This is a genomic window from Shewanella sp. 10N.286.52.B9, from assembly GCF_002873635.1.
Taxonomy (GTDB): Bacteria; Pseudomonadota; Gammaproteobacteria; order Enterobacterales; family Shewanellaceae; genus Shewanella.
The window spans coordinates 16,177-40,012 of record NZ_MCTY01000069.1 but is presented as its reverse complement, the minus strand read 5'-3'; the positions used below and the strand labels follow the sequence as shown (position 1 = coordinate 40,012).

Below are 23,836 nucleotides of genomic sequence, written 5' to 3'. Positions count from 1 at the left end.
AAATAATATTAGTCCTTTTGAAAACAAATATAATTCGCTACAAAACTCATTTGACGAATTAGTTAGTGCGTTATCAATTGCTAAAACTGAAGTTAATGAAGCTGTTACTGAATTTAATCAACGAGTCAACAAACGGCTTGCTGAAAGCGGCACCGATACTAAAGCCGTTACCGCAGCTCCTGTAGCTAAAGATGCTGCAGTAAGTTCGGCAGCTTTATCTGTTGATAATGTCTCTGCAATCAGTGATCAAATTCAAAAAGCACTTGCTGAAAGCATGATGTCAGCAGTAGAAGACGTCAACAACTCAGAACTGACAGCGAAGAAATCGTTAGATCCTGTTGCCGTAGCACCTAAAAAAGCTAAAGCAAAAATTGATAAAATAGAATTCTCTGAAGACATCGCTGAAGATACTCAATCTGAAGCTGAAGAAAAAGCGGCTGGTCTATCTGGCGTGAGTAATATCTTCAAATCTGTCTTCAAGGGGGATCCTAAGACACCGCCAAAAAAGTCAGAAACGCCGGATGATGCAGATCAACTGGTGAAATCAACGAATGCTAACAGCAATGATAAGAAAGCTACTGATAAAAAAGAAGAAGTTGTAGAAACTGAAGATGAAAAAGAAGCCAGAATGAGACGTCGTAGAAGACGTACACATTACATTGCTTCTTAACATTTACAGCTACTGAGGTAATGATACTTAACTGCTGATAGTTGCACCGAATTGAATATCAAAACGGCCTATTTATTAAATAGGCCGTTTTTTATTGAATCGAGTTCGTTGGAATAGTCTTAACAGAGGTGACTCAATGCAGTATTCAGCGACTCAACTTTCCGAGTTGAACATTTGCAATGATTACCACTGTAATCGAATACAAAATGTCCGCTCACTGCTGCAATCACCTTGTAAATGTCGCTTGGATATTACTCACTGCATATGTTGGCAAAGGTTGCTTGAGTTAGCATTTGCAAATCTGCTGGCGCCAATGAGATTTCTAAGCCCCTGCGACCCGCGCTCACGTACATGGTATTAAGCTCCTTGGCAGAGCTATTTATCACGGTTTTTAAACGCCGTTTTTGTCCTAATGGGCTCACTCCACCAAATACATAACCGGTGGTTTTTTCCGCTAGCCCTTTATCCGCCATGACCGCTTTTTTACCACCAAGAGCTTTAGCAAGTAATTTAAGGCTCAACATTGATGTCATGGGCACAACCGCAACGGCCAATTCCTTGCTGTCTATTGTAACCACTAAAGTCTTAAACACTTGGCTCGCTGACACGCCAAGTTTTTCTACCGCTTCATCACCATAGGACTGGGCATTACTATCATGCTCATATTCATAGATAGTGTGAGGAGTTTTATGTTTTTTGAGGGTGTTAATCGCTGGGGTCATAGTGTCTGTAATAAATCCGTAAATAAGACCACCTAATGCTGTAATCTTTTAGCTGTTAGTATCTGTGATTTGTTGATATTCAAAACTGGTAATTTCAAAAGGATTGCCATCGGGATCTGCAAAGTAAATTGACCAGGTAATTTCATGATCGCTTTCAGTATATTTTATCTTATTCTCAGCAAGTTTTTGTTTCCACATCTGGTAATTATTAGCATCCACCCCAAAAGCGACTGTGGTAAATTTAGGCTTAATACTTTCAAAAAGCGCTAAATGAATATCACCATGCTCGATAGTTAGCGGGCCGTCGCCTTGACTCCAAAAGGCTAACGCTTCGACCAGCCTAAAACCCAGCACTTGTTGATACCAAGCGAATGCCTTTGCCCTATCCCTGACATAAATATGAATATGGTCAACCCGAGTCAGTTTAGGGCCAGTTTGACTGAGTGTTGGCTCATTAGAAACAGACATATTAACTCCGATTAATCCACGTTGGTGCACCAAACTCAGTCAATTGCTTATCGACTAGCACAATTGCATCATCATCTGAACAACACAGCAATTCTTGCTGTTTAGCTAATGGCAGCGACTTAAACAGTGATTGCGTTTGTGCGTCATTAATCTCTGTGGCCGATAGGTGCGGCACAAATAAAAATGGCACTAAGGCTAAAGCGCTGGTATCAATTAATCCCACTTGATTACTATCACCACATAAAGGCGCTGTATCAATTGATGGCGTCATTATCATCGCCCCAGCACTGATCCCAATAATCGCAGTACTAGTTCCTGCACAGTGTTTTACAGGACGATCAATTCTAAGGCGATCAATTTCCGGGCTATCTTGACTTATATCACCCAGTGCCAGTTGATAGAGTAACTTATCTAGCCCACGCTGCTTTAACCAGTATAGGAAACGATAAGTATCGCCACCGGATAAATATATTAGCCCTGCTTGGCGTAAAATACGTTCCGACTCGGTGGTATAACCATCTTCAAGATCAATATAGTTAACCTTGTCAAAGCCAAGGCCCTTAAACATGGCAGCTACTGGCGCAAAATAGCTTCGCTGAGAATCTGGCTCAGATGCTATATAAACTACGCCAGCTTGCTTTTCAGCAATCGACAATGTCGCCACCATAGCTGCTATCGCTTGCTGGGATGCAATTGATGTTGCATCACTTAATAATGCTAATTTCATTCTTTTTGTAAATCCTTTTACTATTTTCCATTCTTAATTTCAATCAATTAGCTAGACGGTTTAATCTTCCGCTAAAGCATCAAACTGCTGTCTTTTCTCGTCCATAAACTGCTGCATCGCTGCAGGATCTTGCATCAAATGCGCCATTTGCGACATCACTAACATGTGTGGGGCATCTTGCTGCTGAAACATCGCCATAGCGTGCATTTTACTTTGCGCGACCATTTGCTCGAATGTCTCTGCGCGAAATACTTCATCACAAGCGCCACCAAGCTGTTTACAGGTCATTGTTTTCATCATTATCTCTCTTTTTAAATTATTAAAATTCTGTTGTATTAAGCACTTTGGCTTGCATAATGTTACCAAGGGTAAAGCAACAAATAAATTTGATTAATAATCAAACCCTAGCTGCGCTTTAATGCCATCATTAAAAGCGTGTTTTATCGGTTGAACTTCGGACACTGTATCGGCAAGTTCAATGATTTCACGATGGCAGGCACGGCCGGTAATGATAACATGTTGCATGGCTGGGCGATTTTTTAACGCATTCAGTACCCGCTCAACCTCTATGTAGTGATAGCTCACCATATAAGTTAACTCATCTAATAGCACTAAATTAACTGACTCATCTTGTAAGAGTTTTTCAGCTTCAAGCCAGGCTTCCATCGCCGCTTGAGTGTCTTTTTCTTTATCTTGGGTTTCCCAAGTAAAGCCTGTGCCCATGACATGAAACTCAACCCCTGCGCCTTCTAACAGATTGCGCTCGCCACAGGCCCAAGTGCCTTTGATAAATTGCACTACTGCGGCTTTGTGTCCATGGCCGACGGCGCGGGCTACTGAGCCAAAACCTGAAGTCGATTTACCTTTACCGTTACCAGTAAGCACTAGCAAAATGCCTTTTTCATCTTGGGCGGCAGCAATTTTTGCATCAACCCCTTGTTTTACTTTTTGCTGACGCGCTTTATGGCGATCGGCTTTAGTGGCATCGATATTACTGGTTTGGCTCTGGCTTTCGTTTTGGTTTTCATTATCACTCATGAGAGACTTCCTGTTAATTTATCCATATCTAAATGCGCTTCAAGCACATCTGCTAATCGTTCTAATTGTTGTTCACGTATTTGGTTTATATCAATGCTTTTGGCTTGAGCAAGCCCTGCCCACTGCAATATAAGCTCACAGGCATCTGGGCTATCAAATAAACCATGAACATAGGTTGCCAAAATTTGGTTATCATCACTGAGTAGGCCTTCTGCGTACTGCGTATCACTCTGCTGTGATGTGAGACTGATAGGCGCTAGCAAATCTGCAGAAGTTAGCTTTTGAGTCACCCCGCAGTGAATTTCATAACCTTCAATGCTTGCTTTAGCTTCATTAAGCGCTAAGTGACCACTTACTTTACATAGGGTTTTATCTGCCGTCAGTGTGGTTTCAATGGGCAGTAAGCTTAAGCCTTTACTGCTACCTGCCACATCTTCAATGGCATCGGGGTCATGAATATATTGGCCTAACATTTGATAACCACCACAAATGCCTATGACTTTACCGCCATAACGTAAGTGCTTATTAACCTCAAGATCCCAGCCTTGTTGACGCATAAATTCTAAATCTGCTCTGACATTTTTACTGCCTGGTAATATGATTAAATCCACTTTGGGGAAATCTGGATTACTGGATTGGGTTTGCAGGCTAAGATAATGAAACTCAATGTAAGGATTCAACCGTAAAGGGTCAAAGTCGGTATGATTACTGATCCTTGGAAAAACTAACACCAGCACTTTGAGCTTATGATTGATAATGGCTAAGTCCTTTTCCGAACCTGTGACTTTCCCATGGGAGTCAATCAGCGCATCTTCAGCATCTAAATGTAAATCATGTAAGTAAGGCAAAACCCCAAATACCGGTTTTTGGGTGTAGTTTTCCAGCCAGTCGATGCCAGATTGTAATAGGCTAATATCGCCACGAAAGCGATTAATCACAAAGCCTTTAACTCTTTGTTGCTCAGATCCACTGAGCAGTGCCAAGGTGCCCACAAGGTGGGCAAATACGCCGCCTTTATCAATATCAGCAATAATAATGACAGGGCAATCGACCGCTTCAGCAAAGCCCATATTGGCGATATCCCCTTCGCGCAAATTGATTTCTGCAGGGCTACCTGCCCCTTCAACTACCACCAGCTGATATTGCTGGGTCAAGCGCTCAAAAGACTGTAATACCGCATCCATAGCGAGGGTTTTATAGTTACGGCTTTCCGGGCCAAAAAAAGCTTTTGCCTCTAATGTGGTCAAGGCTTTACCGTGAATAATCACTTGGGAGCCAGTATCACTACTTGGCTTTAATAATACTGGATTAAAATCCGTATGCAGCGCAAGCTTACACGCCACGGCTTGCAATGCTTGGGCGCGGCCAATTTCGCCGCCATCTGCGGTAACTGCGCTATTTAATGCCATATTTTGTGGTTTAAATGGCGCCACCTTAGTACCTTGGCGAGCAAATACCCGACAAAGACCCGCAACTAGGGTGCTTTTACCCGCATCTGATGTGGTGCCTTGCACCATTAAGGTTTTAGCCGCTCCAGCTTGATAGCTATGGCCAGAACTGCCCGTATTGCTTGTGCTAGTTTTAGTTTGGTTTTTAATTTGCATCATGGTTGATTTTTATCTGTCATTTAAGCTGCTATGGCGTGACATTAGAGAAAGTGAATGAGGTATTGGCAGTGTTAACCATGCTTATACAATCGCTGTTGTAAGAATATAGCTTAGCCATAGGTTTAGCGTTTAAGCTCAACGGGTAAGCCTGCAACCACTAAGGTGACCTTGTCAGCGATTTTAGCAATAGCTTGGTTTAACCAACCGGCTTCATCAGCAAAACGACGGCTTAATTCTCCAAGTGGCACAATGCCTGAGCCCACTTCATTGCTGATTAATATCACCTGCGCTTCAAGAGTGGGTAAACATGCCAATAACGCCTGCTTTTGCTGTTGCCATAATTCATCAACACCATCACGGTGGGTCTCTTCACTGGCCACAAGATGATTAGTTAAATACAGCGTGAGGCAATCGACAAACAATACCGTATTCGGGGAGTCATATTTAACTAAGGTATGGGCAATGGCTAGCGGCGTTTCAACCAGCTGCCAATCAATATTTGAGTTATCTCTGTCTTGTTGGTGACGTAAAATTCGCTGCTTCATCTCATCATCAAGTGCGGTGGCGGTGGCGATATAGACGCAACGATGCCCTTGCAAAGCGAAAGGCTCAGCAAGGGATTCACCATAACGGCTTTTACCTGAACGGGCACCACCAAGCACCAGATGGATCATGCAGTTTTTCCTTTATTAACATTCATCTAAGCTAAAATTTTTACTTCAAAAATTTAATTTAGCCCTATGACTAAAATTGCGCCATAACACAGTAGTTCAGCAATCTGTTGTGCAGCGCCTAACGTGTCACCGGTATAGCCGCCAATTTGACGATTACCGCCCCATATAAAGGCTTGTCGTAATAACACTAATAGCAATAACAAGCCAAAGGCGACTACGCCGTTTAAACAGGCTAGTACCACAAAGCCACTTAAGCATAAAATCAATAAATCATTGATGTGCTGATGCTGCGCCAGAGGTTTTGATTTGCTGCCATCATCTTCAGTAACATATTGGCCTGAAAAGATAATGCTCCCTGCTAACACGCGGCTTAAACCATGGGCAACAACAATGGCGACGACCGCATTAATCGGGCTATAAAGGGCAATTTCGACTAACAATTGCCACTTTAATAATAGGCAAAGCACTAAGGCTAAGGTGCCATAAGTGCCTATTCTTGAATCTTTCATGATGCGCAGCTTGTCAGCAACTTTCCAGCCACCACCAAAACCATCAGCGGTATCAGCAAGGCCATCTTCATGAAAGCCTCCTGTGACTAATACGCCGGTTATCATCGCCAAGATCACCGCAACCCCATTAGGCAACACAAACTGACTCACCCAAAACACCGCTGCGCTTATGCTGCCAACAAATAACCCTATTACGCCAAAATAACGGCTAGCTTGATTAAGCTTTTCACTGTCAAACTCAACCCAAGCTGGCACAGGGATTCGAGTGAAGAAACTTAACGCAATAAGCAATAAATTCAGTTGTTTTTTTAGTGTACTTCCACTTTTAGGCGCTTGATGATCAGTTTCATCAGACTGATTTTTTGCCCCCTCAGATGACGACTGTTGCTCCATGACGTTTCCTTTAATTGCCTATCACAGCTAATTGGCTATCACAGCGTTAATATTTACTGCGTTATTTACTTCTCGATTTACTTCTCGATTCGCAGCGCAATTACACCACTGACTTTACGCCGGCATTTTCAAAACTAGCCATATCATTGTAGAAGTTCACCGCCGCTTCAATGATTGGCAGTGATAGCGCAGCGCCTGTACCTTCACCTAGTCTAAACCCTAATTGCAATAGTGGTTTAGCATCCATTGCGGCGAGCATTTTAATATGGCCTTGCTCATCTGATTGGTGAGCAAAAATTAAGTAATCTTTTACATCAGGGTGTAATTTAACTGCGGCTAATGCCGCTGCGGTTGCAATAAAGCCATCAATAACCACCAGCATCTTTTTCTCAGCGGCCGCTAAAATAGCGCCTGTCATTTGCACAATTTCAAAGCCGCCAACACAGGCAAGTACATTAACCGGATCGGTAAATTTACTTCTATGCAGGTTAAGCGCTACCCCCAATAACTCGGTTTTAAGAGCAAAGGCTCTATCATCAATCCCCGTACCTCGGCCGACACACTCTTTAATATCTAAGCCTAATAATGCGGCCATAATCGCCGCAGCTGACGAGGTATTGCCAATGCCCATTTCACCAAGCGCAATCAGGTTACAACCTGAATCATAGTGACGATTAACCACTTCACTTGCATAGCTAAAGCCATCTTTAACCACTAATAAACTCATGGCCGCTTTTTGATGAATTGCTTGAGTGCCATTGCCTAAACGATGCTGAGTAATACGAGGGTCATCAACTGGCTGCAACATGCCGCAATCAATCACTTCAAGGTTTAAACCCATTTGACGGCAAAAGACATTAATCGCAGCGCCGCCATTGGCAAAGTTAGCCACCATTTGTTGAGTAACTTCACTGGGGGCAATCGATACCCCATGAGCAGCAATACCATGATCGCCAGCAAACACCAACATAGCAGGCTTATTAATACTCAACTTATGCCTAATATTGTACTTTGGTTTCATATTAGCTTGTGGCGACAGTTGCACTTGTGCAATCTGCATTGCTAGCGTTTCGAGTAACCCTAGCGCCCCTAGCGGCTTAGTTTTCTGATTAATTTTATGCTGTATTTGATCATCAAATTTATGACTAACTGGATCTACCGCAAACATCTAAAACTCTCCAAAACTGCAATCTCATCGACGATGACGTAATACAAAAAGAAAAAATACACTACCAATTGCGGCAGTGATAATACCTACCGGCAACTCTTGGTTGCCTAATAAACAACGGGCTAATACATCAATCCATACCATAAATATGCCGCCGACTAATGCCGTCATCATAATAGGTTGTTGCCCAGGATAGAGCAGCCGCACGGTATGAGGGATCATCAAGCCAACAAAGCCAATGCCGCCGCAACTTGCCACCAGCGTGGCGGTAATTAATGAACACAAAATAAGCATTGCTAAGCGAATTTTGGCGACGTTAACCCCTAAGGAGTGCGCCGTTTCATCCCCCGCTTGAATGGCTAATACCTGACGCTTAAAAGCTAAAATAATTAATATGCTGCAAACTACCACCACAGATGGGATAACCAGGCCTGCCCAGCTAGCTTTAGCAAAGCTGCCCAAACTCCAAAATAATACTGAAGCCGCCGCTTGAGGGCTTGAAAAATACAGTACCAAACTGGTTAGCGCGCCGAACATGAAAGAGGTGGCCACCCCAGACAATAGCATCCGCTCAACTTGGCTAGCACGACCAAAACCAGATAAACCTAATACCAACAGCACAGATAAACTCGAACCAATAAAAGCGCCAATTGGTAAACTAATGGATGACCAAGACCACCAGGCATCATTACTGAATAAGCCTGAACGTAAAATGGCATTGGCAAGATGACCAGAAGACTCTGCTAACCATTGCAGCACTAAGCCTTGGCTGCCAAAAAAGCTCAGCACTAATACCGCCCCAAATGACGCCCCAGAGCTAATACCAAATAAATAGGGATCCGCCAACGGGTTACGTGTCACCGTTTGCAATACACTGCCCGCAAGCGCCAAACCTGCGCCTGCCACAAAGGCTAAAATAATTCTTGGAAAACGCAGCTCAAACACAATCCGCTGCGTTAGTGAATCTGTTTCACCTGTACCTAATGCCAGATTAGCAAACAAGCTAACGACTTGTTCAAAACTGATATTGGCTGCGCCGAAACTTGCCGCGGCGATTGGAGTAACTAAGGTCACTATGGCAGTAACAAACAGCAGTAGCTTATGCTTAAAACTTAAACTCATCTGCTTTGCTAGCTTCACTGATTGTGTGGCATCAATGGCTGTCATTTATCGCCCTGCCCGTGTTTTGATTAGCATTGTCATAATGACTTTGATAACCATAAAAGTAGGTAATTAACGGTTTACCGTGCTGTGGGTGACTTGATATTTGGCAGCAAACATCAAACACGTTCCCCAAAATGGTTTCTGTTAATACTTCATCAGGTAAACCTTGAGCGATGCACTTTCCTTGATCAAGTAACAGCAATCTATCGCACATTGCGCTGGCTAAATTAAGATCGTGAATAGAGGCAATCACGCTAATGCCAAGTTGCCTAACCAACTCAAGAATTTGGATTTGATAGCGAATATCTAAATGATTAGTCGGCTCATCAAGGATCAATAACTGCGGCTTTTGCACGATAGCCCGTGCAATTAATGCCCGCTGTTTTTCACCGCCAGATAACTGCTCATATTGCTGCAAGGCTTTGTGCTCAAGACCCACTTTAGCCAGTGCCTTGGCAATATCATCTGCATCTGCTTGGGTATTGGTTTCAAAAAGGCCTTTATGGGGCGTTAAGCCCATAGAAACCAGTTGATGGGTGGTCATATCAAAATAATGGGGTGACTCTTGCTGCACAACGGCAACCTTAGTGGCCAATTGTTTATGAGAAAAACCATTAATATTGTCGCCAAATAAGCTGATTTTGCCAGCATCAGGGGTGATATAGCGATACAAGCAGCGCAGTAAGCTGGATTTACCCGCACCATTAGGGCCAATAAGCCCTAGCATTTCACCACGTTGCAAGGAAAAACTGACTTGAGAAAGGATCTCATTGTCTGCAACTGACCAGCTTAGCTGATCAACTGTTAATGCCGCAGTAGTCAAGATACTACCCCTGCGGTTATCCAAGAGGCATGTTTAGCCACATCTGGGGTTTTAATACTGATCACGATACAAACTCCGCCTGAGTTACCCGCTCAAGTTGTTGTTAGGTGCTGCTAATTCAGCAAGAAAAACTAAGCTAGGTATCTGACTTAATGGCATTCATTAATCACTTATCTTACAAGTGATGAGATGCTATTTTACAGTTGCGGGTACAGTTCGAGCTAAACAGCATTTAGGCTAGTTCTCGATTCCCTACTCATTTAGCGAACCGCTTGATACTGGTGTTGCTTAAAGCATTTCACACAAGCACTCAACTGCAGCTAAATTGACTTAATTTGAAATTTTATTGCACTTAATAAATGCGGCTTATATTGTACGGTATATCTGCCTAAGTGAAGTTAGTTTTTTCTGCTAATTTTAGGCTAAAACTAATTATTCCAGTTTAAACGATAGACGGGTTTAGTCGATTTATCATCAGCTTCAGGCCAAAACACATCAATGGTTACCGTCGCGGCATAATCTATATTCAGTTGTCCATATAGCCCTTTACAGCGCTCAAGTCCTAACACCAAAGCGATAATATGACGGATAACTCCACCGTGAGTCACAACCAGAGCAGTGGCTGATGCTGTTGCCTTAGCACTATTAGCCTCAGCAGTATGAGCTTCAGCCAAGTTGTAAGCTTGCAAGGTTATTTGCGCAAAAGCCTGCGCCACCCTTTGTTCAAATTCAGCCATGGGCTCAGCTTGGGGCGCGCCATGCTCCCAAGGGTTATCCCAATAGGCATCTAACGCTTTAGCGCTATGCTGATAAAGCTCTGCAAAGCTTTTTCCGTCCCACAAGCCAAAATCAATTTCCTGTAATTGAGACATTATCTCAACCTGTAAAGCTAAATCAGCACTCACTTGGTTTAACTGCTGCGCTAATTCAGCGGCAAACGCATGGCAGCGCACCAAAGGCGAACTGTATAGCTGCAGTGATGGCAAACAACCTAATAGCCCTAGCTTAGCCGCACTCTGGTGCATGTTCGTTAGCCCCAAATCAGTTAGCGCCACATCGGTTTTACCCCGCAAAATACTGTCGCCTTCACATTGGCCATGGCGTAACAATATTATCTTAGCTTGCTTCATCTAAGGAGACTCCATCGGCCGTTTCAATTGGCTTATGTTTTTAGTGTGAGCAATGGGCTTGCTCTTACAATCTATTTAAACGTATTATGGACGTCTATACGTTTAAATGTCCAAACAAAATATTTTAAGATGAATTTTATTACAGGGGATTTCGCATTATTCTGCCCTATAAAAGCATAAATAAAGGTATGCTTATTTCATCTAAAACCGTTAACACAATCCACTAACTACTTAAGTTAGCGTGTTATTTAACGCTCGATTAAGTGATTAGCATAAAAGCAATTAAGGTAATACGTTATGGCGAAGTCGACTTCCTACAGTCAGGTACTTGAACAACTTACAAATACGCTAAAACAGCGCATAGTTATCCTCGATGGTGCCATGGGCACAATGATTCAAGACTACAAACTGGAAGAAGCCGACTATCGTGGTGAGCGTTTTAAAGACTGGCACTGTGACGTAAAAGGCAACAACGACATGTTGGTGCTAAGCCAACGCCAAATCATTAAAGATATCCACACTAAATACCTGTTAGCGGGTGCTGACATTATTGAAACCAATACCTTTAATGCCACCACGATTGCTATGGCCGATTACGACATGCAGTCGTTGTCAGCAGAAATTAACCTTGAAGGCGCCAAAGTTGCCCGTGAAGCCGCTGATGACGTTACTGCGCAAACGGGTATTAAACGCTATGTTGCAGGGGTGCTTGGGCCAACCAACCGCACTTGCTCTATCAGCCCAGATGTAAACGACCCCAGTTTTCGTAATATCACTTTTGATCAATTAGTCGAAGCCTATGTTGAATCAACCCGTGCATTAATTGATGGCGGCGCAGATATCATCATGGTCGAAACCATCTTTGATACCCTCAACGCCAAAGCCGCATTATTTGCCATCGAATTAGTGTTTGATCAAATTGGTGATCGGCTACCTGTAATGATTTCAGGCACCATTACTGATGCTTCAGGTCGTACCCTAACAGGGCAAACCACCGAAGGCTTTTACAACTCACTGCGCCATATCAAACCATTATCCATTGGCCTTAACTGCGCCCTTGGCCCAAAAGAGTTGCGTCCCTACGTTGAAGAGTTATCACGGATTGCAGAATGTTATGTTTCTGCCCACCCTAACGCTGGCTTACCTAATGAGTTTGGTGGTTACGATGAAACCCCAGAAGAAATGGCCGAAGTGATCAGTGATTGGGCACGGGAAGGCATGCTCAATATTGTGGGTGGCTGTTGTGGTAGTACACCCGCGCACATTAGCGTTATTCGCGATGCCGTTATCAGCCATGAGCCACGTGTCATACCTGATATTCCCGTTGCCTGTCGCTTATCAGGGCTTGAGCCATTAACCATTGATGGCAACTCATTATTTGTTAACGTCGGCGAGCGCGCCAACGTCACAGGTTCAGCCAAGTTCCTGCGGTTAATCAAAGAAGAAAAGTTTGAAGAAGCCCTAGATGTCGTGCGCGAGCAAGTTGAAAACGGCGCACAAATCATCGATGTCAACATGGATGAAGGTATGCTTGATGGCGCAGAGTCTATGAAAAAGTTCTTGAACTTAATCGCCTCAGAGCCTGATATTTCCCGCGTGCCTATTATGATTGACTCATCAAAATGGGACGTCATTGAAGCAGGCCTTAAGTGCGTGCAGGGTAAGTCGATTGTTAACTCCATTTCGATGAAAGAAGGTGAACAAGCCTTTATTCAGCAAGCCACCTTAGTGAAACGCTATGGCGCAGCCGCCATTGTGATGGCATTTGATGAAGATGGCCAAGCCGATACCCGCGCCCGTAAAACCGAAATCTGTACCCGCGCCTATCGCATACTGGTTGATGTGGTTGGCTTTGCCCCAGAAGACATCATTTTCGACCCGAATATATTTGCCATTGCCACCGGCATTGACGAGCACGATAACTACGCCGTCGATTTTATTGAGTCCATTAAAGACATTAAAGCCACTCTACCCCATGCAATGATTTCTGGCGGTGTGTCAAACGTCTCGTTCTCGTTTCGTGGTAACAACCCAGTCCGCGAAGCCATTCATGCGGTGTTTTTATACCACGCGATTCAAGCGGGCATGGACATGGGTATCGTTAACGCAGGTCAGTTAGCCATATTTGATGACATCGACAAAGACTTAAAAGAAAAAGTCGAAAATGTGGTACTGAATTTACCTTGCCCCGTTGCCGACTCAAGCAATACTGAGCAACTACTAGATGTTGCTGAGCGTTTTCGTGGTGACGGCAAACAAGTGGCTAAAAAGGAAGACTTAGCTTGGCGTAGTCTGCCCGTTAATGAGCGCTTATCCCACGCCTTAGTGAAAGGCATTACTGAGTTTATCGACCAAGACACCGAAGAAGCGCGCGCCGCTGCCACCCGCCCACTTGATGTGATTGAAGGGCCATTAATGGATGGGATGAATGTGGTCGGTGACTTATTTGGCTCAGGCAAAATGTTTCTGCCGCAAGTCGTTAAATCGGCTAGGGTAATGAAAAAAGCCGTGGCTTATTTAAACCCATACATTGAAGCGGAAAAAGTTGAAGGTCAATCAAACGGTAAAATTTTAATGGTTACCGTAAAAGGTGACGTGCACGATATCGGTAAAAACATTGTCGGCGTGGTGCTAGCCTGTAACGGCTTTGAAGTGTTCGACCTAGGCGTCATGGTGTCAGTTGAAAAAATCCTCGAAGCCGTAAAAGAGCACAATATTGATATTATTGGTATGTCAGGGCTTATTACCCCAAGCCTTGATGAAATGGTACATAACGTCAAAACCTTCCACCGAGAAGGGTTAACCATTCCGGCGATTATTGGTGGTGCAACCTGCTCGAAAATTCATACCGCAGTAAAAATTGCCCCACATTATCCACATGGTGCAATTTACATTGCCGATGCCTCGCGCGCAGTGCCTATGGTGTCAAAACTGGTAAATAACGACACTCGCCAGCCCACCATTGATGCAACCTATGCTGAATACGACATCATGCGTGAAAAGCGGTTATCACAAACCAAACGCAAAACCATAGTGTCAATTGACGCTGCCCGTGAAAACCGCTGTAAACACGATTGGGATAACTACACCCCATTTAAACCGAACAAATTGGGCCGCCAAGTATTTGATGATTACCCACTAGAAGATCTAGTGGATCGCATCGATTGGACGCCGTTTTTCAGAAGCTGGGAGCTGCATGGCCACTTCCCTGAAATTTTAGATGACAAAATTGTCGGTGAAGAAGCCCGTAAGCTCTATGCCGATGGTAAAGCCATGCTTGCAACCATCATCAGTGAAAAATGGCTTACTGCCAAAGCGGTCATTGGCTTATTCCCTGCCAATACCGTTAACCATGACGACATTGAGCTATACACAGATGAAACACGCACCACGGTTGAAATGACCACCCATCACTTGCGGATGCAGCTTGAACGTGTGGGCAATGACAACTTCTGTTTATCTGATTTTGTCGCGCCAAAAGACTCAGGCGTCGCCGACTACATGGGCGGCTTTGCTGTTACCGCAGGCCACGGCATTGATGAACATGTGGCACGTTTTGAAGCCAACCATGATGACTACAACGCCATTATGCTTAAGTGCCTAGCCGACCGTTTAGCTGAAGCCTTTGCAGAGCGTATGCATGAACGGGTACGAAAAGAGTTTTGGGGTTACGCTGCAGATGAAGTATTGGATAACGAAGCCCTTATTCGTGAAAAATACAAAGGTATTCGCCCAGCACCTGGTTACCCAGCCTGTCCTGATCATACTGAAAAAGGCTTGTTATGGGATTTACTAAAACCCGATGAAACGATTAACCTTAATATCACTGAAAGTTATGCCATGTTTCCAACCGCTGCGGTATCAGGTTGGTACTTTGCTCACCCGAAATCACGTTACTTTGGCGTGACCAATATTGGTAAAGATCAAGTTGAGGATTATGCCAAGCGTAAGGGAATGAGCTTGGCAGAAGCAGAGAAGTGGTTGTCACCAGTGTTGGACTATGACCCTGAATAGAGAGTGATGTGGAGTAATCATAGGGTTACTCTATTTCCAAACTACGTTTGGATTAAAAATGTGGCCTATGTGCCACATTTTTTATGCCTAACGTTTAGCCTTTGAGGTATCGGCTATTACTCTAAAATCGCACCTTCATGGTTATCAATTGCCTGCCGCAGGCTTTCGTGCAAGCACAGCTGTGACACGCTGCACTCTTTATATAAGTCAAAAGGTCCCTGAAAGCTCGGCCATGACGAATAACATCCTTGTTAAACGGCCAGTTCGGCATCCATGCCGCTCGCTCAGAACGTTTCACACTGTGAAACTTCGCCATATCATGGACGGTCACAGCCGCGCTTACACCTGATATTCAATCTCTTCGATTTGGGTTTATTTGTGGCGATTGAGTATTTACTTTGATTCTGACCCAACATATTCAGTTACGTAGTCAGAAAACGGTATTACTTCAACACCTATCATTTTTGAAAGGTATTCTTCGAAAAATACCCGATGAGATGCACCTACAATAATGACAATTCGTCCGCCAATCTCACTCGCAACCACTCTCATGATGTGAGACACCATATTTAGGTTTCTAACTTCCCATAAAGCAACTCTAGCTAACGCAGGTTCAACATCTAAATCTTTATCAACAAACATACTCCACTCTTGCCCAATAACTTGAGAGCTTTGTTCAGGGCTATTCAACCAAAGGTATAAAGGCAGCCAATCCCCTGTTTGTATTGCGTGTTTTTGCAAAGCTTGAGATTTAGTTATAAACGTACTTTTTTGAAGTTCATTTCCTGCTTGGGATTTACTATAAGATGGCATTAACCTTTTAACCATGTCTTGATACATATCTTTATCAAGATGGTCATCAATAGGGTAGATCGTATTTATGCCCTCACTTAAAGCTAAGTTAATTGCGATATTGAGTGTTTCATTATTTTTTGTAGCACGCGCATTAAGATAGGCTTTTAAATCTGAGGACAATTGAGAAGTGTCATTTTCTGTTAATTTTAACCAGTGTAGTGTTGCTGTATCAGGGTAGTAGCCTGCAATAGATAGTCTTATAAGTTCGATTCGCTTTTCATCGGACAAATTATTTACTATTTCAAACTGTTTCATTTTCTGTATTGCTTCAGTGGCAGAAAGTCCTAATGATGATTGTTCTTTTTTTGCGATACTAAGTAGTTCATCACCCACAAAGCTTGTTAAAGTTTCATGATATTCAACAGAGCCATTAAGCATTGTAAAAATATCTTCACCTCGAAGTGATTCGACTGCAATAGCTGTTGGTTTAAATTTACCTAAATAACCTCTAATTTCAGACAGGTCGATCTCTTCTTTAATACTTTTTAAATGCATCGTTCCTAAGACCATTACCTCAGTCTTCTGTTTAACACGTGCATTTAGACTTTGTATACCTTGCTGTGCATTTACCAAGCTAGGTAATAAAACCAGAGCTGCAAAAATGACTCTTATCATTCTGATATCCTTAACCTTCGACTCACTCTAATAATGAAAAAAAACATACCATAATAGAAAAACATTACAATTTTTAATAACTTACCTTTCATTGGGATATACTTTTATTATTATCTACAACAATACTTAACATGCCACCCATTATTAAAAAGTATTGGAGACTGCGGCGGTGTTTGAGTTTGTATACTCTGACGCAAAATATTCATTTTCCCCAACATGTTCCTACAATCGAAGTTAGTTTCTCTACCTCCAATAAATTTTATTCTAACTTCAACTTCTTCCATATACTGGCTATAAACTGTCTGTCTACAGCGTCAAATGGATTATCAGCGACCACATATGATGAGGTCGATTTTGTCATTGCAAATAATTCACTGTTGGGATTAATCCCGTTTTCGTCTATGGCAAGGTTATTGAACAAATCAACCACCACCGTTTTTAATTCTGCCAATAATTGTTCAAAAACTTGCTGCACCTGCTGGATAAACACATGGTAAGGCTCGTTACCACTTAACATAAAACTGGTGCCCGCAGTCCCCACTAAATTAATGCCTTCTTTGATATAGTCAATCTCAGACAAATGCTGGACCCATAGTTTGTCGATGGCGTGCATAACTACAATATTCAGGGCTTCATTGAGCTTTTCATCACTCACGACTGTACTGAGATTTTGCCAACGCGATGTGACTTTGCTTTTAAACTCTTCAGCCCCTTCCCCCTGTAAAATGTCATTCCGTAGTTGGTGGATCATTTGCCTTTGCTGTTCAACCAAATCACTGTATTTGTATAACGCTTTGCGTCTATCAAGATTCGCGCCTTCTAGCACTCGCTGGCCGTGCGCAATTTTTTTGCTGATACGGGCATTGGATAGCAACTCCCCAGTGTCACTTTTGCCAGACAACAAGCCATCCTGCCCCAAGTGATTAAACAATTTGTCTTCAAGGCTGACAAAATATTGCGAAGACCCAGGCTCGCCTTGCCTTGCCGCCCGTCCACGTAATTGATCATCTATCCGTCTCGACTCAAATCGGCTAGTGCCGATAATATGCAGGCCACCTGCCTTTTTTACTTGTATATTGCTTGCAGTGTCTTTTGCCCCCAGTAAAATATCTGTACCGCGTCCGGCCAAGTTGGTACAGATGGTGACGGCCCCCCAAGCACCTGCCTGAGCAATTATTTGGGCTTCCTGCTCATCATTTTTAGCATTGAGCAGACAACACTCAATCCCTTTTTCAACTAACAAAGCATATAAGTTTTCAGACTCGCGGACATTGGGCGTGCCCACCAAAACAGGTTGCCCTGTACGTTGAATCAAGGATATTTCATTGCAAATGGCAATGGTTTTTTCGGCTTTTGTACTGAACACCCGATCTGGCTTGTCTATTCTAATGCAGGGTTTACGCGGTGGAATAACACAGGTTTTTAATTGGTATAACAGCTCAAACTCTTGCGCTGCCAACACCGCGGTGCCGGTCATGCCGCTCACTTTCTTAAACAAACACATCAAATGTTGCAAGGTGATTGAACCTAGGGTTTGACCTTCCTTTTTGACTGGCAGACCTTCTTTGGATTCCAATGCCGATTGCATACCATCTGGCCAGCGGTGCTTTTCGGCAATTCTACCTGTGAATTCATCAACCAGTTTGATGCTGTTGTCTTTAACTATGTAATCTATGTCTTTGACCAGCAAAACCTCGACGTGCAGTGCTAGATTGACGCTGGTCAGCAAGGGCAAATTATCGATATCAAATAGGTTTTCACAGCCAAATTGTTGCTCTATTTTACGACTGCCGCTGTCCGTCAAGTGAACAGAGGTGCTAAATTCATCGACCGCATAATCGTTTGTTTTGTCTAATTGTTTAATTACCGTCGCAATGTGCGTCAGTTGATCATTGTTTTGGTGGATATCACCTGAAATAACCAGAGGAATACGGGCTTCGTCAATTAGAATCGAATCGGCTTCATCAACAATGGCAACATCTAATCCCGACAATACTTTTTGCTGTTTATAATGCACCAATTGATCACGTAAATAATCAAAGCCAACTTCTCGGGCTGTGGCATAAACAATGTCGCAGGCATGAGCTTTTTTGCGTTGTTTACACGACATGTCAGCTTGGATCATTCCCACGCTCAAACCAAAAAATTGATAGAGGGGCTGTAAAAAGTGACTGTCTCGTTTAGCCAGATAGTCATTAAAGGTGAGTACGTGAACTTTGCGGCCAGCTAATGCGTTAACAATAACGGGGGCAGCTGCGGCCAATGTTTTACCTTCCCCGGTTTTCATATCGACAATATAACCGTCATGTAATGCTAACCCGGCCAACATTTGGCTATCGAAGGGCCTCATGCCTAATAGTCTGTTTGATATTTCTGACACAGAAGCAAAAATTTTAACTTGAGTGGATATATTCATTGGCGGGGAAATAGAAGCACACAGTGATTGTAGCTGTGCTTTGAGTTCATCATCACAAAGCGATTTCAATGTCTCGCTAAAGGAGTTTATTTGTGTCAACGTTTTCTTAAACGGTTTAAGGTCGGATTCAATCGATGACCTTTGCAGTTTTTCCATAACCCTTTTAAACATACTTCCACCTGTTTGTTTATGCTTAAAATATATATTGGTTGTGGAAAGGCTTAATTCAAGTCAAAAGCCTTTAAATCCTTGTTTCTCAATCTAACCAATGCTAACTACCGCACCTAAAATAACTCCTAAAGCAATGATTTTATTTCCAATTAATAAAGAAAACTTTAAAGGAAATAGGTTAAAAGTAAGTGGGTAGAGTCAGTGTGTAGAGTCAGTGGCAAGAGTAACTTAATCTAAAACTCATCAGTTTAAATTAGGTCTAACCCCATGAGGTGAATGCTGTATCAATGGGGACTGCAAGACGTTTGATGCAAGAAGCGAAAAGGGAAATGCTTTTGGTTTCCTTTCGTTTAGTATGGGCAAAGCGCTACGGCTTTCTCCGCCATTAATACCGTAAAAATTTGAGAATAAATGGATCAGAGCCTGACCATAACGACTCAGGCTAAATTTCTAATGTTCAGGGTTAGGATTAGGGCTGGGCTTAGAATTAGCAGCAAAACTAAACATGCCACCCATTATTAAAAAGTATTGGAGACTGCGGCGGTGTTTGGATTTAGTTTACTCTGAACCAACATATTTCAGATGTCACTTTCCACCCTAATAATATCACCACTTCTTAAGCTATTTTTGTATTTGCGGTTTGCTAATTAAGAGTTAGCTAAACTCACTATTTAGGTGGTTAAAATGACTAACTGTTTATTTATTACACAGATGTAAATTGAATATGTTTTGATTTGTTTTTGATTTCCTTTTGATTGAAACCACTTAAAATAACTTTAAATCAGTTACTTAAGTGATTACCTCAAAACTTGGCACGCAGCTTGTAATAACCTAGGTATACCCCATAATTGAAAAGGAAGACACCATGTTTAACTCAACCTCAAATACAAATTTAGTAGCTCGTTCAGCATCTACAAAAACTAACCGTACATTTAAAAAATTAGCGTTAATTGCCATTATTGCAACAGCAAGTATTGGCGCTCAAGCAAATGAATTGAGTAGTGCTGATGTCGTGAGTGCATTAGAAACACGCTTTACTGAAGCAACCACAGAAATGCTACAAACTGCGAAACAAGAAATTACTTTGAATCTGCATAGTAAAATTGCAGAGCAACTATTTGAGCTAAGTACCTCTCTTGAGTTGACTGAATCAGTAACAGAGCCAGATACAGCATTAGTAAGTAATGAGGACTAATGAATGGATTTAATGATGTTACTTAATTTAGCAGACCCATTAACCACAATGCTTCTGCTTCCCGTTATCAGCTTTATTGTGTGTTCGTTGTTGATATGCGGGTTGCAGTGGTACCAATTTAAAAGCGTCAATGCTATTTCCAAAGAGTTTGTTTCACTGGAGATGGCGGGAAAAGCAGCATGAACTTAACATGCCACTCATTGTTAAAAAGTAACGTAACGACTTTATACTTGGATTGCGATGACTTATATGGCTATTCAAATTCAAATTCAAATGAAGTCTGACGCTAAATACTCCCCCGTAAACACTTAACATGTCTGTTAATTAGGTGGCCATGTTAATTATAACCGCATTAAACGCACCTTTAAAATGCGCTTAGGCCATGGTCTAGGTTTTGAGTTTGGTCTTATTTTTGCCACACAGCCCTGAGGATGACTGATGTGAAGTGTTCAAGTTAATCACCTATCAAAAAAGCATTTGTAAATCCGCTAGCCTTTGCCTAGATACCTTAAAAGCTTATTAGATTTTGGCTTTATTTTCGTTTTGTGAACTATGCACCTTTGTTCAGCGCACACTTGTACCCATAATGCCTTATCAGCGATATTGACCATTGGAGTTTGCGATGCAACAGATTAATTGCCCACAGTGCAGCCAAAAAATCGACCTTAACCAAGTGACTTGCCCACAATGTCATGCCGCGCTAGGTTTAGATGCCCTCGGTGGCGTCGACCCAGATGTTCGCATCAAAAATCAGAAGCTTGCAATATGGTTTAGTGTGCTGTTTGGAGGCTTAGGTTTGCATAAATTCTATTTAGGTCAGTATCTCAAGGGTAGCTTGTACTTAGTGTTTAGCTGGACACTGGTGCCTATGGTAGCTGGCTGGGTTGATGCGATTCGCACCTTGAAAATGAGTCCATTTAGTTTTCAGCAGCGTTACTCACGTAAAGCGAGTCAGTACTCCGCTTAACTAAAACTAGCTTATCCTCCTAAATGAGTAGGGAGTTGCATATTGCTCCCTATTTATAAAACTCGATTTATAAAATCCTATTGAATAGCTTCCTATTAATAATGCCACAGTCTCGTGAGCTTTAATGATTTAAGACGTCAACGATGACATCGCTAAGCCACATTAACGCCGGGGATTTCTCATAGGTTTAGTGTGAAACTTCTTTTGCAAAAGGCTGAAAATCCCCCTTACTGGGCTGCTACAACAATATTCCAAGCTGTTTTACATTTTATCTATCACTTTTTAAGGTAGTCACTCACTTTATTCTTTTGTCATTAATGATAACTTTAGCAACCAAGAACCACTACCCAACAGAAATGAGAATGACCATGAACACCAAAGAGCGCATTTTTCACAGCGTATTATTTGAAGCGATTGCTTTAGCATTTGTTATCGGCGCCGCAAGTTTATTTACTGATGCGGGCCCAAAGTCTGCTACAGGCTTAGCGGTAGGCTTATCGCTAATTGCAATGAGTTGGAATTATGCATACAACTTAGGCTTTGACCATATATTTGGTCATAACCGTATTAAACGCACCCTTAAAATGCGCTTAGGTCATGGTCTAGGTTTTGAGTTTGGTCTTATTTTTGCCACACAGCCCTTTATGATGTGGGTGTTGCAGTTAGATTTCTGGACGGTGTTTATGATGAACATTGGGGTGGTGGTATTCTTCTTGATATACGCGATTATATACAATTGGTGCTATGACCAACTTCGAGCGCGTATTGTCTCCGCTCGCGCTGCAGCCAATAATGCTGCCGTCAGTTAAGCTAGCCCAGCTTTAGGTATATGAAACGATACTTAGGTTAATCCCAAGTTCGTCAAATAAAGCAATAATACTAGAGTGACAGTCTATATCGGCGTTAGGTGCTAGGAGTTAAGAATTAAGAGTTAAGAGTTAAGAGATAGAATCTAGAGTCAAGAGCGACAGAGTTCGCTCTTAACCTCATGCTGAAAGATGCACTGAATAGGCTTAACAGTCCGTTTTGATTAATGTTCCCGCTGTGTTAATAGCGCCTGTTACGCCATCTAAAATGACGATATAGGCATCTAACTCGACACATGCGATGAAGAATAAACTTTATTGTTATTGAACCTCAGTCAGTGGCATTTCTAGCGCCCCACCATTGCCTGCTTTAACCACCTTATAAACACCAAGGGTACATATTGGCAGCACATAAACACATGCAAATCCGTAAGACATCAAGCTGTAACCTTTACCTATGAGATCGACAATGCCTATGGTGCCAAGCAATGCAGCCAATGACACTGTACCGAAGGCGATGAGCGCTCTTAACCAAGGCTTTGCATTAGCCTCATCACTGGTGGCAGGGGTACGTTCAATAACACTTTGCACTAAGCCGACACCGGTTTCGATAAGCGTGCCAAACAAAGCGATGATAAATAGCATTAACAGCCAATCGGGGGCAAATTGCTGGATCATCCAATAATTGGGCAGCGGTTTATCTAATACATCAGGATAGCCAACGCTGTAACTTAAGTGGAACAGCAACGCCGGGATCATAATAGCAACTGCGGCAATCGCAGCTGACACGAAAGCCTGCTGCCGAGTTACAATATCGCGGGTAGAAAATAATAACCCTGGGGCAATCGCCAAGTTATACATCGCATACAATGCGCCGCCAAACCACCAGCTTGGCTCAATATCCGTTAGCGCAGTAGCGGCTAATAAATCCGTATCAGATTGGCCAACCACAATGACGAAATAAGTAATAAATACCCCGTACATCAGCACTGACCACAAGGCTAACGCCTTCTCAACCACCAGTCGCCCAAAAAGCACAAACAAAGCCACCAATATTGGCATTAAAATTAGCCCTATTGTGGCAGGCACATCAAAGCGCTCTTGCAAAGTGTTACCCGCAGCGGCGCTCACCACCCCCAGCACTAACAAAAACAGTAAGATGTATAAGATTTCAAATACAACCCAAAAAGGCCCAATTAATTTCTTAAAGAAATGGCGATAATCATAAACCTTAAACACCCGTGCAAATTCAAAGGTTATTCCTAATACTATTGCAAAAATTACCGTTGCCGTGCATATGGCTAATACGCCTCCCATTTGGCCGTATTGGGTAAAAAACTCGATAACCTCTCTGCCCGTCCCATAACCACCACCAATAAGCACTGACAGAAATACCGCTGCGGGGATAAAATAAATCTGTATTACCTTAATCATGTTTGAGTCCATTATTATTTTATGAGTCAGTTGCAGCTGACTTTCTCCGTCTTACGTTCAACTTTGTTATCGAGTTCTCGTTAGCACAAGAACTGCTAAGCTAAATTTTTATTATTTTTTAATCACATATTTTAAGGTAAACGTCATTTAACCTTTATGCAACAACTAGCGTTATTGATAAAAAGCTTAATCTGCGAGACAGTCTGTAACCCTCCCTTGAACTCAATAATTTTGAAGCTAGTCTGCTAAAACGATGGCATGTGGAGTATG

At 42.5% G+C, this 23,836-nt stretch carries 21 protein-coding genes and 1 riboswitch; of the genes, 6 read left to right on the top strand and 15 right to left on the bottom strand.

What is annotated here, in order from left to right; genetic code table 11:
- A partial coding sequence (locus tag BCU91_RS20250) for a hypothetical protein (RefSeq protein ID WP_157936268.1) occupies nt 1–670 on the top strand: 670 nt, incomplete at its 5' end.
- A 251-nt stretch (nt 671–921) separates the two neighbouring features.
- Here the strand turns inward: BCU91_RS20250 and ybaK are convergent.
- The 12 genes from ybaK to BCU91_RS05285 form a co-directional block, all read right to left on the bottom strand.
- Nucleotides 922–1,392, bottom strand: a complete 471-nt coding sequence (ybaK, locus tag BCU91_RS05340; RefSeq protein WP_102531050.1) for a Cys-tRNA(Pro) deacylase — start codon at nt 1,390–1,392, stop codon at nt 922–924.
- Nucleotides 1,393–1,440: 48 nt separating this feature from the next.
- Entirely contained in the window at nt 1,441–1,860 is a 420-nt protein-coding gene (locus tag BCU91_RS05335; protein ID WP_102531049.1) for a VOC family protein, read from the bottom strand.
- 1 nt (nt 1,861) lies between these two features.
- Nucleotides 1,862–2,587, bottom strand: coding sequence for a Type 1 glutamine amidotransferase-like domain-containing protein (locus tag BCU91_RS05330; RefSeq protein WP_102531048.1), 726 nt, complete (start codon nt 2,585–2,587; stop codon nt 1,862–1,864).
- A 60-nt stretch (nt 2,588–2,647) separates the two neighbouring features.
- Nucleotides 2,648–2,887 carry a hypothetical protein gene (locus BCU91_RS05325; protein WP_198590437.1) on the bottom strand — a complete coding sequence of 80 codons (240 nt, stop codon included), beginning with the start codon at nt 2,885–2,887 and terminating at the stop codon, nt 2,648–2,650.
- A gap of 90 nt (nt 2,888–2,977) precedes the next feature.
- Nucleotides 2,978–3,625, bottom strand: coding sequence for a cob(I)yrinic acid a,c-diamide adenosyltransferase (gene cobO, locus BCU91_RS05320; protein ID WP_102476304.1), 648 nt, complete (start codon nt 3,623–3,625; stop codon nt 2,978–2,980).
- A complete protein-coding gene (locus tag BCU91_RS05315) occupies nt 3,622–5,142 on the bottom strand; it encodes a cobyric acid synthase (RefSeq protein ID WP_102531053.1) in 1,521 nt (506 codons plus the stop codon). Before BCU91_RS05315 ends, cobO begins: the two co-directional genes overlap by 4 nt.
- Before the next feature lie 212 nt (nt 5,143–5,354).
- The gene (cobU, locus tag BCU91_RS05310) at nt 5,355–5,906 is read right to left on the bottom strand and encodes a bifunctional adenosylcobinamide kinase/adenosylcobinamide-phosphate guanylyltransferase (RefSeq protein WP_102438667.1); all 552 of its coding nucleotides are present in this window, start codon (nt 5,904–5,906) and stop codon (nt 5,355–5,357) included.
- 53 nt (nt 5,907–5,959) lie between these two features.
- A complete protein-coding gene (locus BCU91_RS05305) occupies nt 5,960–6,808 on the bottom strand; it encodes an adenosylcobinamide-GDP ribazoletransferase (protein WP_102531046.1) in 849 nt (282 codons plus the stop codon).
- A 100-nt stretch (nt 6,809–6,908) separates the two neighbouring features.
- Nucleotides 6,909–7,976, bottom strand: a complete 1,068-nt coding sequence (gene cobT, locus BCU91_RS05300; RefSeq protein ID WP_102531045.1) for a nicotinate-nucleotide--dimethylbenzimidazole phosphoribosyltransferase — start codon at nt 7,974–7,976, stop codon at nt 6,909–6,911.
- Nucleotides 7,977–8,000: 24 nt separating this feature from the next.
- Entirely contained in the window at nt 8,001–9,098 is a 1,098-nt protein-coding gene (locus BCU91_RS05295; RefSeq protein WP_241904041.1) for an iron ABC transporter permease, read from the bottom strand.
- A 31-nt stretch (nt 9,099–9,129) separates the two neighbouring features.
- A complete protein-coding gene (locus BCU91_RS05290; RefSeq protein WP_102531043.1) occupies nt 9,130–9,963 on the bottom strand; it encodes an ABC transporter ATP-binding protein in 834 nt (277 codons plus the stop codon).
- Nucleotides 9,964–10,080: 117 nt separating this feature from the next.
- Nucleotides 10,081–10,253, bottom strand: a riboswitch (cobalamin riboswitch).
- A 138-nt stretch (nt 10,254–10,391) separates the two neighbouring features.
- The gene (locus BCU91_RS05285) at nt 10,392–11,093 is read right to left on the bottom strand and encodes a histidine phosphatase family protein (protein ID WP_102520145.1); all 702 of its coding nucleotides are present in this window, start codon (nt 11,091–11,093) and stop codon (nt 10,392–10,394) included.
- 297 nt (nt 11,094–11,390) lie between these two features.
- On the opposite strand from BCU91_RS05285, the gene metH reads away from it, so the two are divergent.
- A complete protein-coding gene (gene metH / locus BCU91_RS05280; RefSeq protein ID WP_102531042.1) occupies nt 11,391–15,107 on the top strand; it encodes a methionine synthase in 3,717 nt (1,238 codons plus the stop codon).
- A 393-nt stretch (nt 15,108–15,500) separates the two neighbouring features.
- On the opposite strand, the gene BCU91_RS05275 is transcribed toward metH, so the two are convergent.
- Together BCU91_RS05275 and secA2 are read right to left on the bottom strand one after the other, a co-directional pair.
- Nucleotides 15,501–16,577, bottom strand: coding sequence for a DUF5694 domain-containing protein (locus BCU91_RS05275; RefSeq protein WP_102476297.1), 1,077 nt, complete (start codon nt 16,575–16,577; stop codon nt 15,501–15,503).
- 259 nt (nt 16,578–16,836) lie between these two features.
- The gene (gene secA2, locus BCU91_RS05270; RefSeq protein WP_157936267.1) at nt 16,837–19,149 is read right to left on the bottom strand and encodes an accessory Sec system translocase SecA2; all 2,313 of its coding nucleotides are present in this window, start codon (nt 19,147–19,149) and stop codon (nt 16,837–16,839) included.
- A gap of 880 nt (nt 19,150–20,029) precedes the next feature.
- Here secA2 and BCU91_RS05265 point away from each other — a divergent pair.
- From BCU91_RS05265 to BCU91_RS05250, 4 genes are all read left to right on the top strand, one after another.
- A complete protein-coding gene (locus tag BCU91_RS05265) occupies nt 20,030–20,359 on the top strand; it encodes a hypothetical protein (protein ID WP_102476295.1) in 330 nt (109 codons plus the stop codon).
- Nucleotides 20,360–20,362: 3 nt separating this feature from the next.
- Nucleotides 20,363–20,542: a hypothetical protein gene (locus BCU91_RS05260; protein WP_102531040.1), complete on the top strand. Its 180-nt coding sequence runs from the start codon at nt 20,363–20,365 to the stop codon at nt 20,540–20,542.
- Nucleotides 20,543–20,981: 439 nt separating this feature from the next.
- Entirely contained in the window at nt 20,982–21,326 is a 345-nt protein-coding gene (locus BCU91_RS05255; protein ID WP_102440481.1) for a TM2 domain-containing protein, read from the top strand.
- Between the two features lie 368 nt (nt 21,327–21,694).
- Entirely contained in the window at nt 21,695–22,135 is a 441-nt protein-coding gene (locus tag BCU91_RS05250) for a PACE efflux transporter (RefSeq protein WP_102531052.1), read from the top strand.
- Between the two features lie 318 nt (nt 22,136–22,453).
- Here the strand turns inward: BCU91_RS05250 and BCU91_RS05245 are convergent, their stop codons facing one another.
- Nucleotides 22,454–23,566 (bottom strand): hypothetical protein, encoded by a 1,113-nt coding sequence (locus BCU91_RS05245; RefSeq protein WP_102531039.1) that lies wholly within the window; start codon nt 23,564–23,566, stop codon nt 22,454–22,456.
- Between the last annotated feature and the right edge of the window lie 270 nt (nt 23,567–23,836).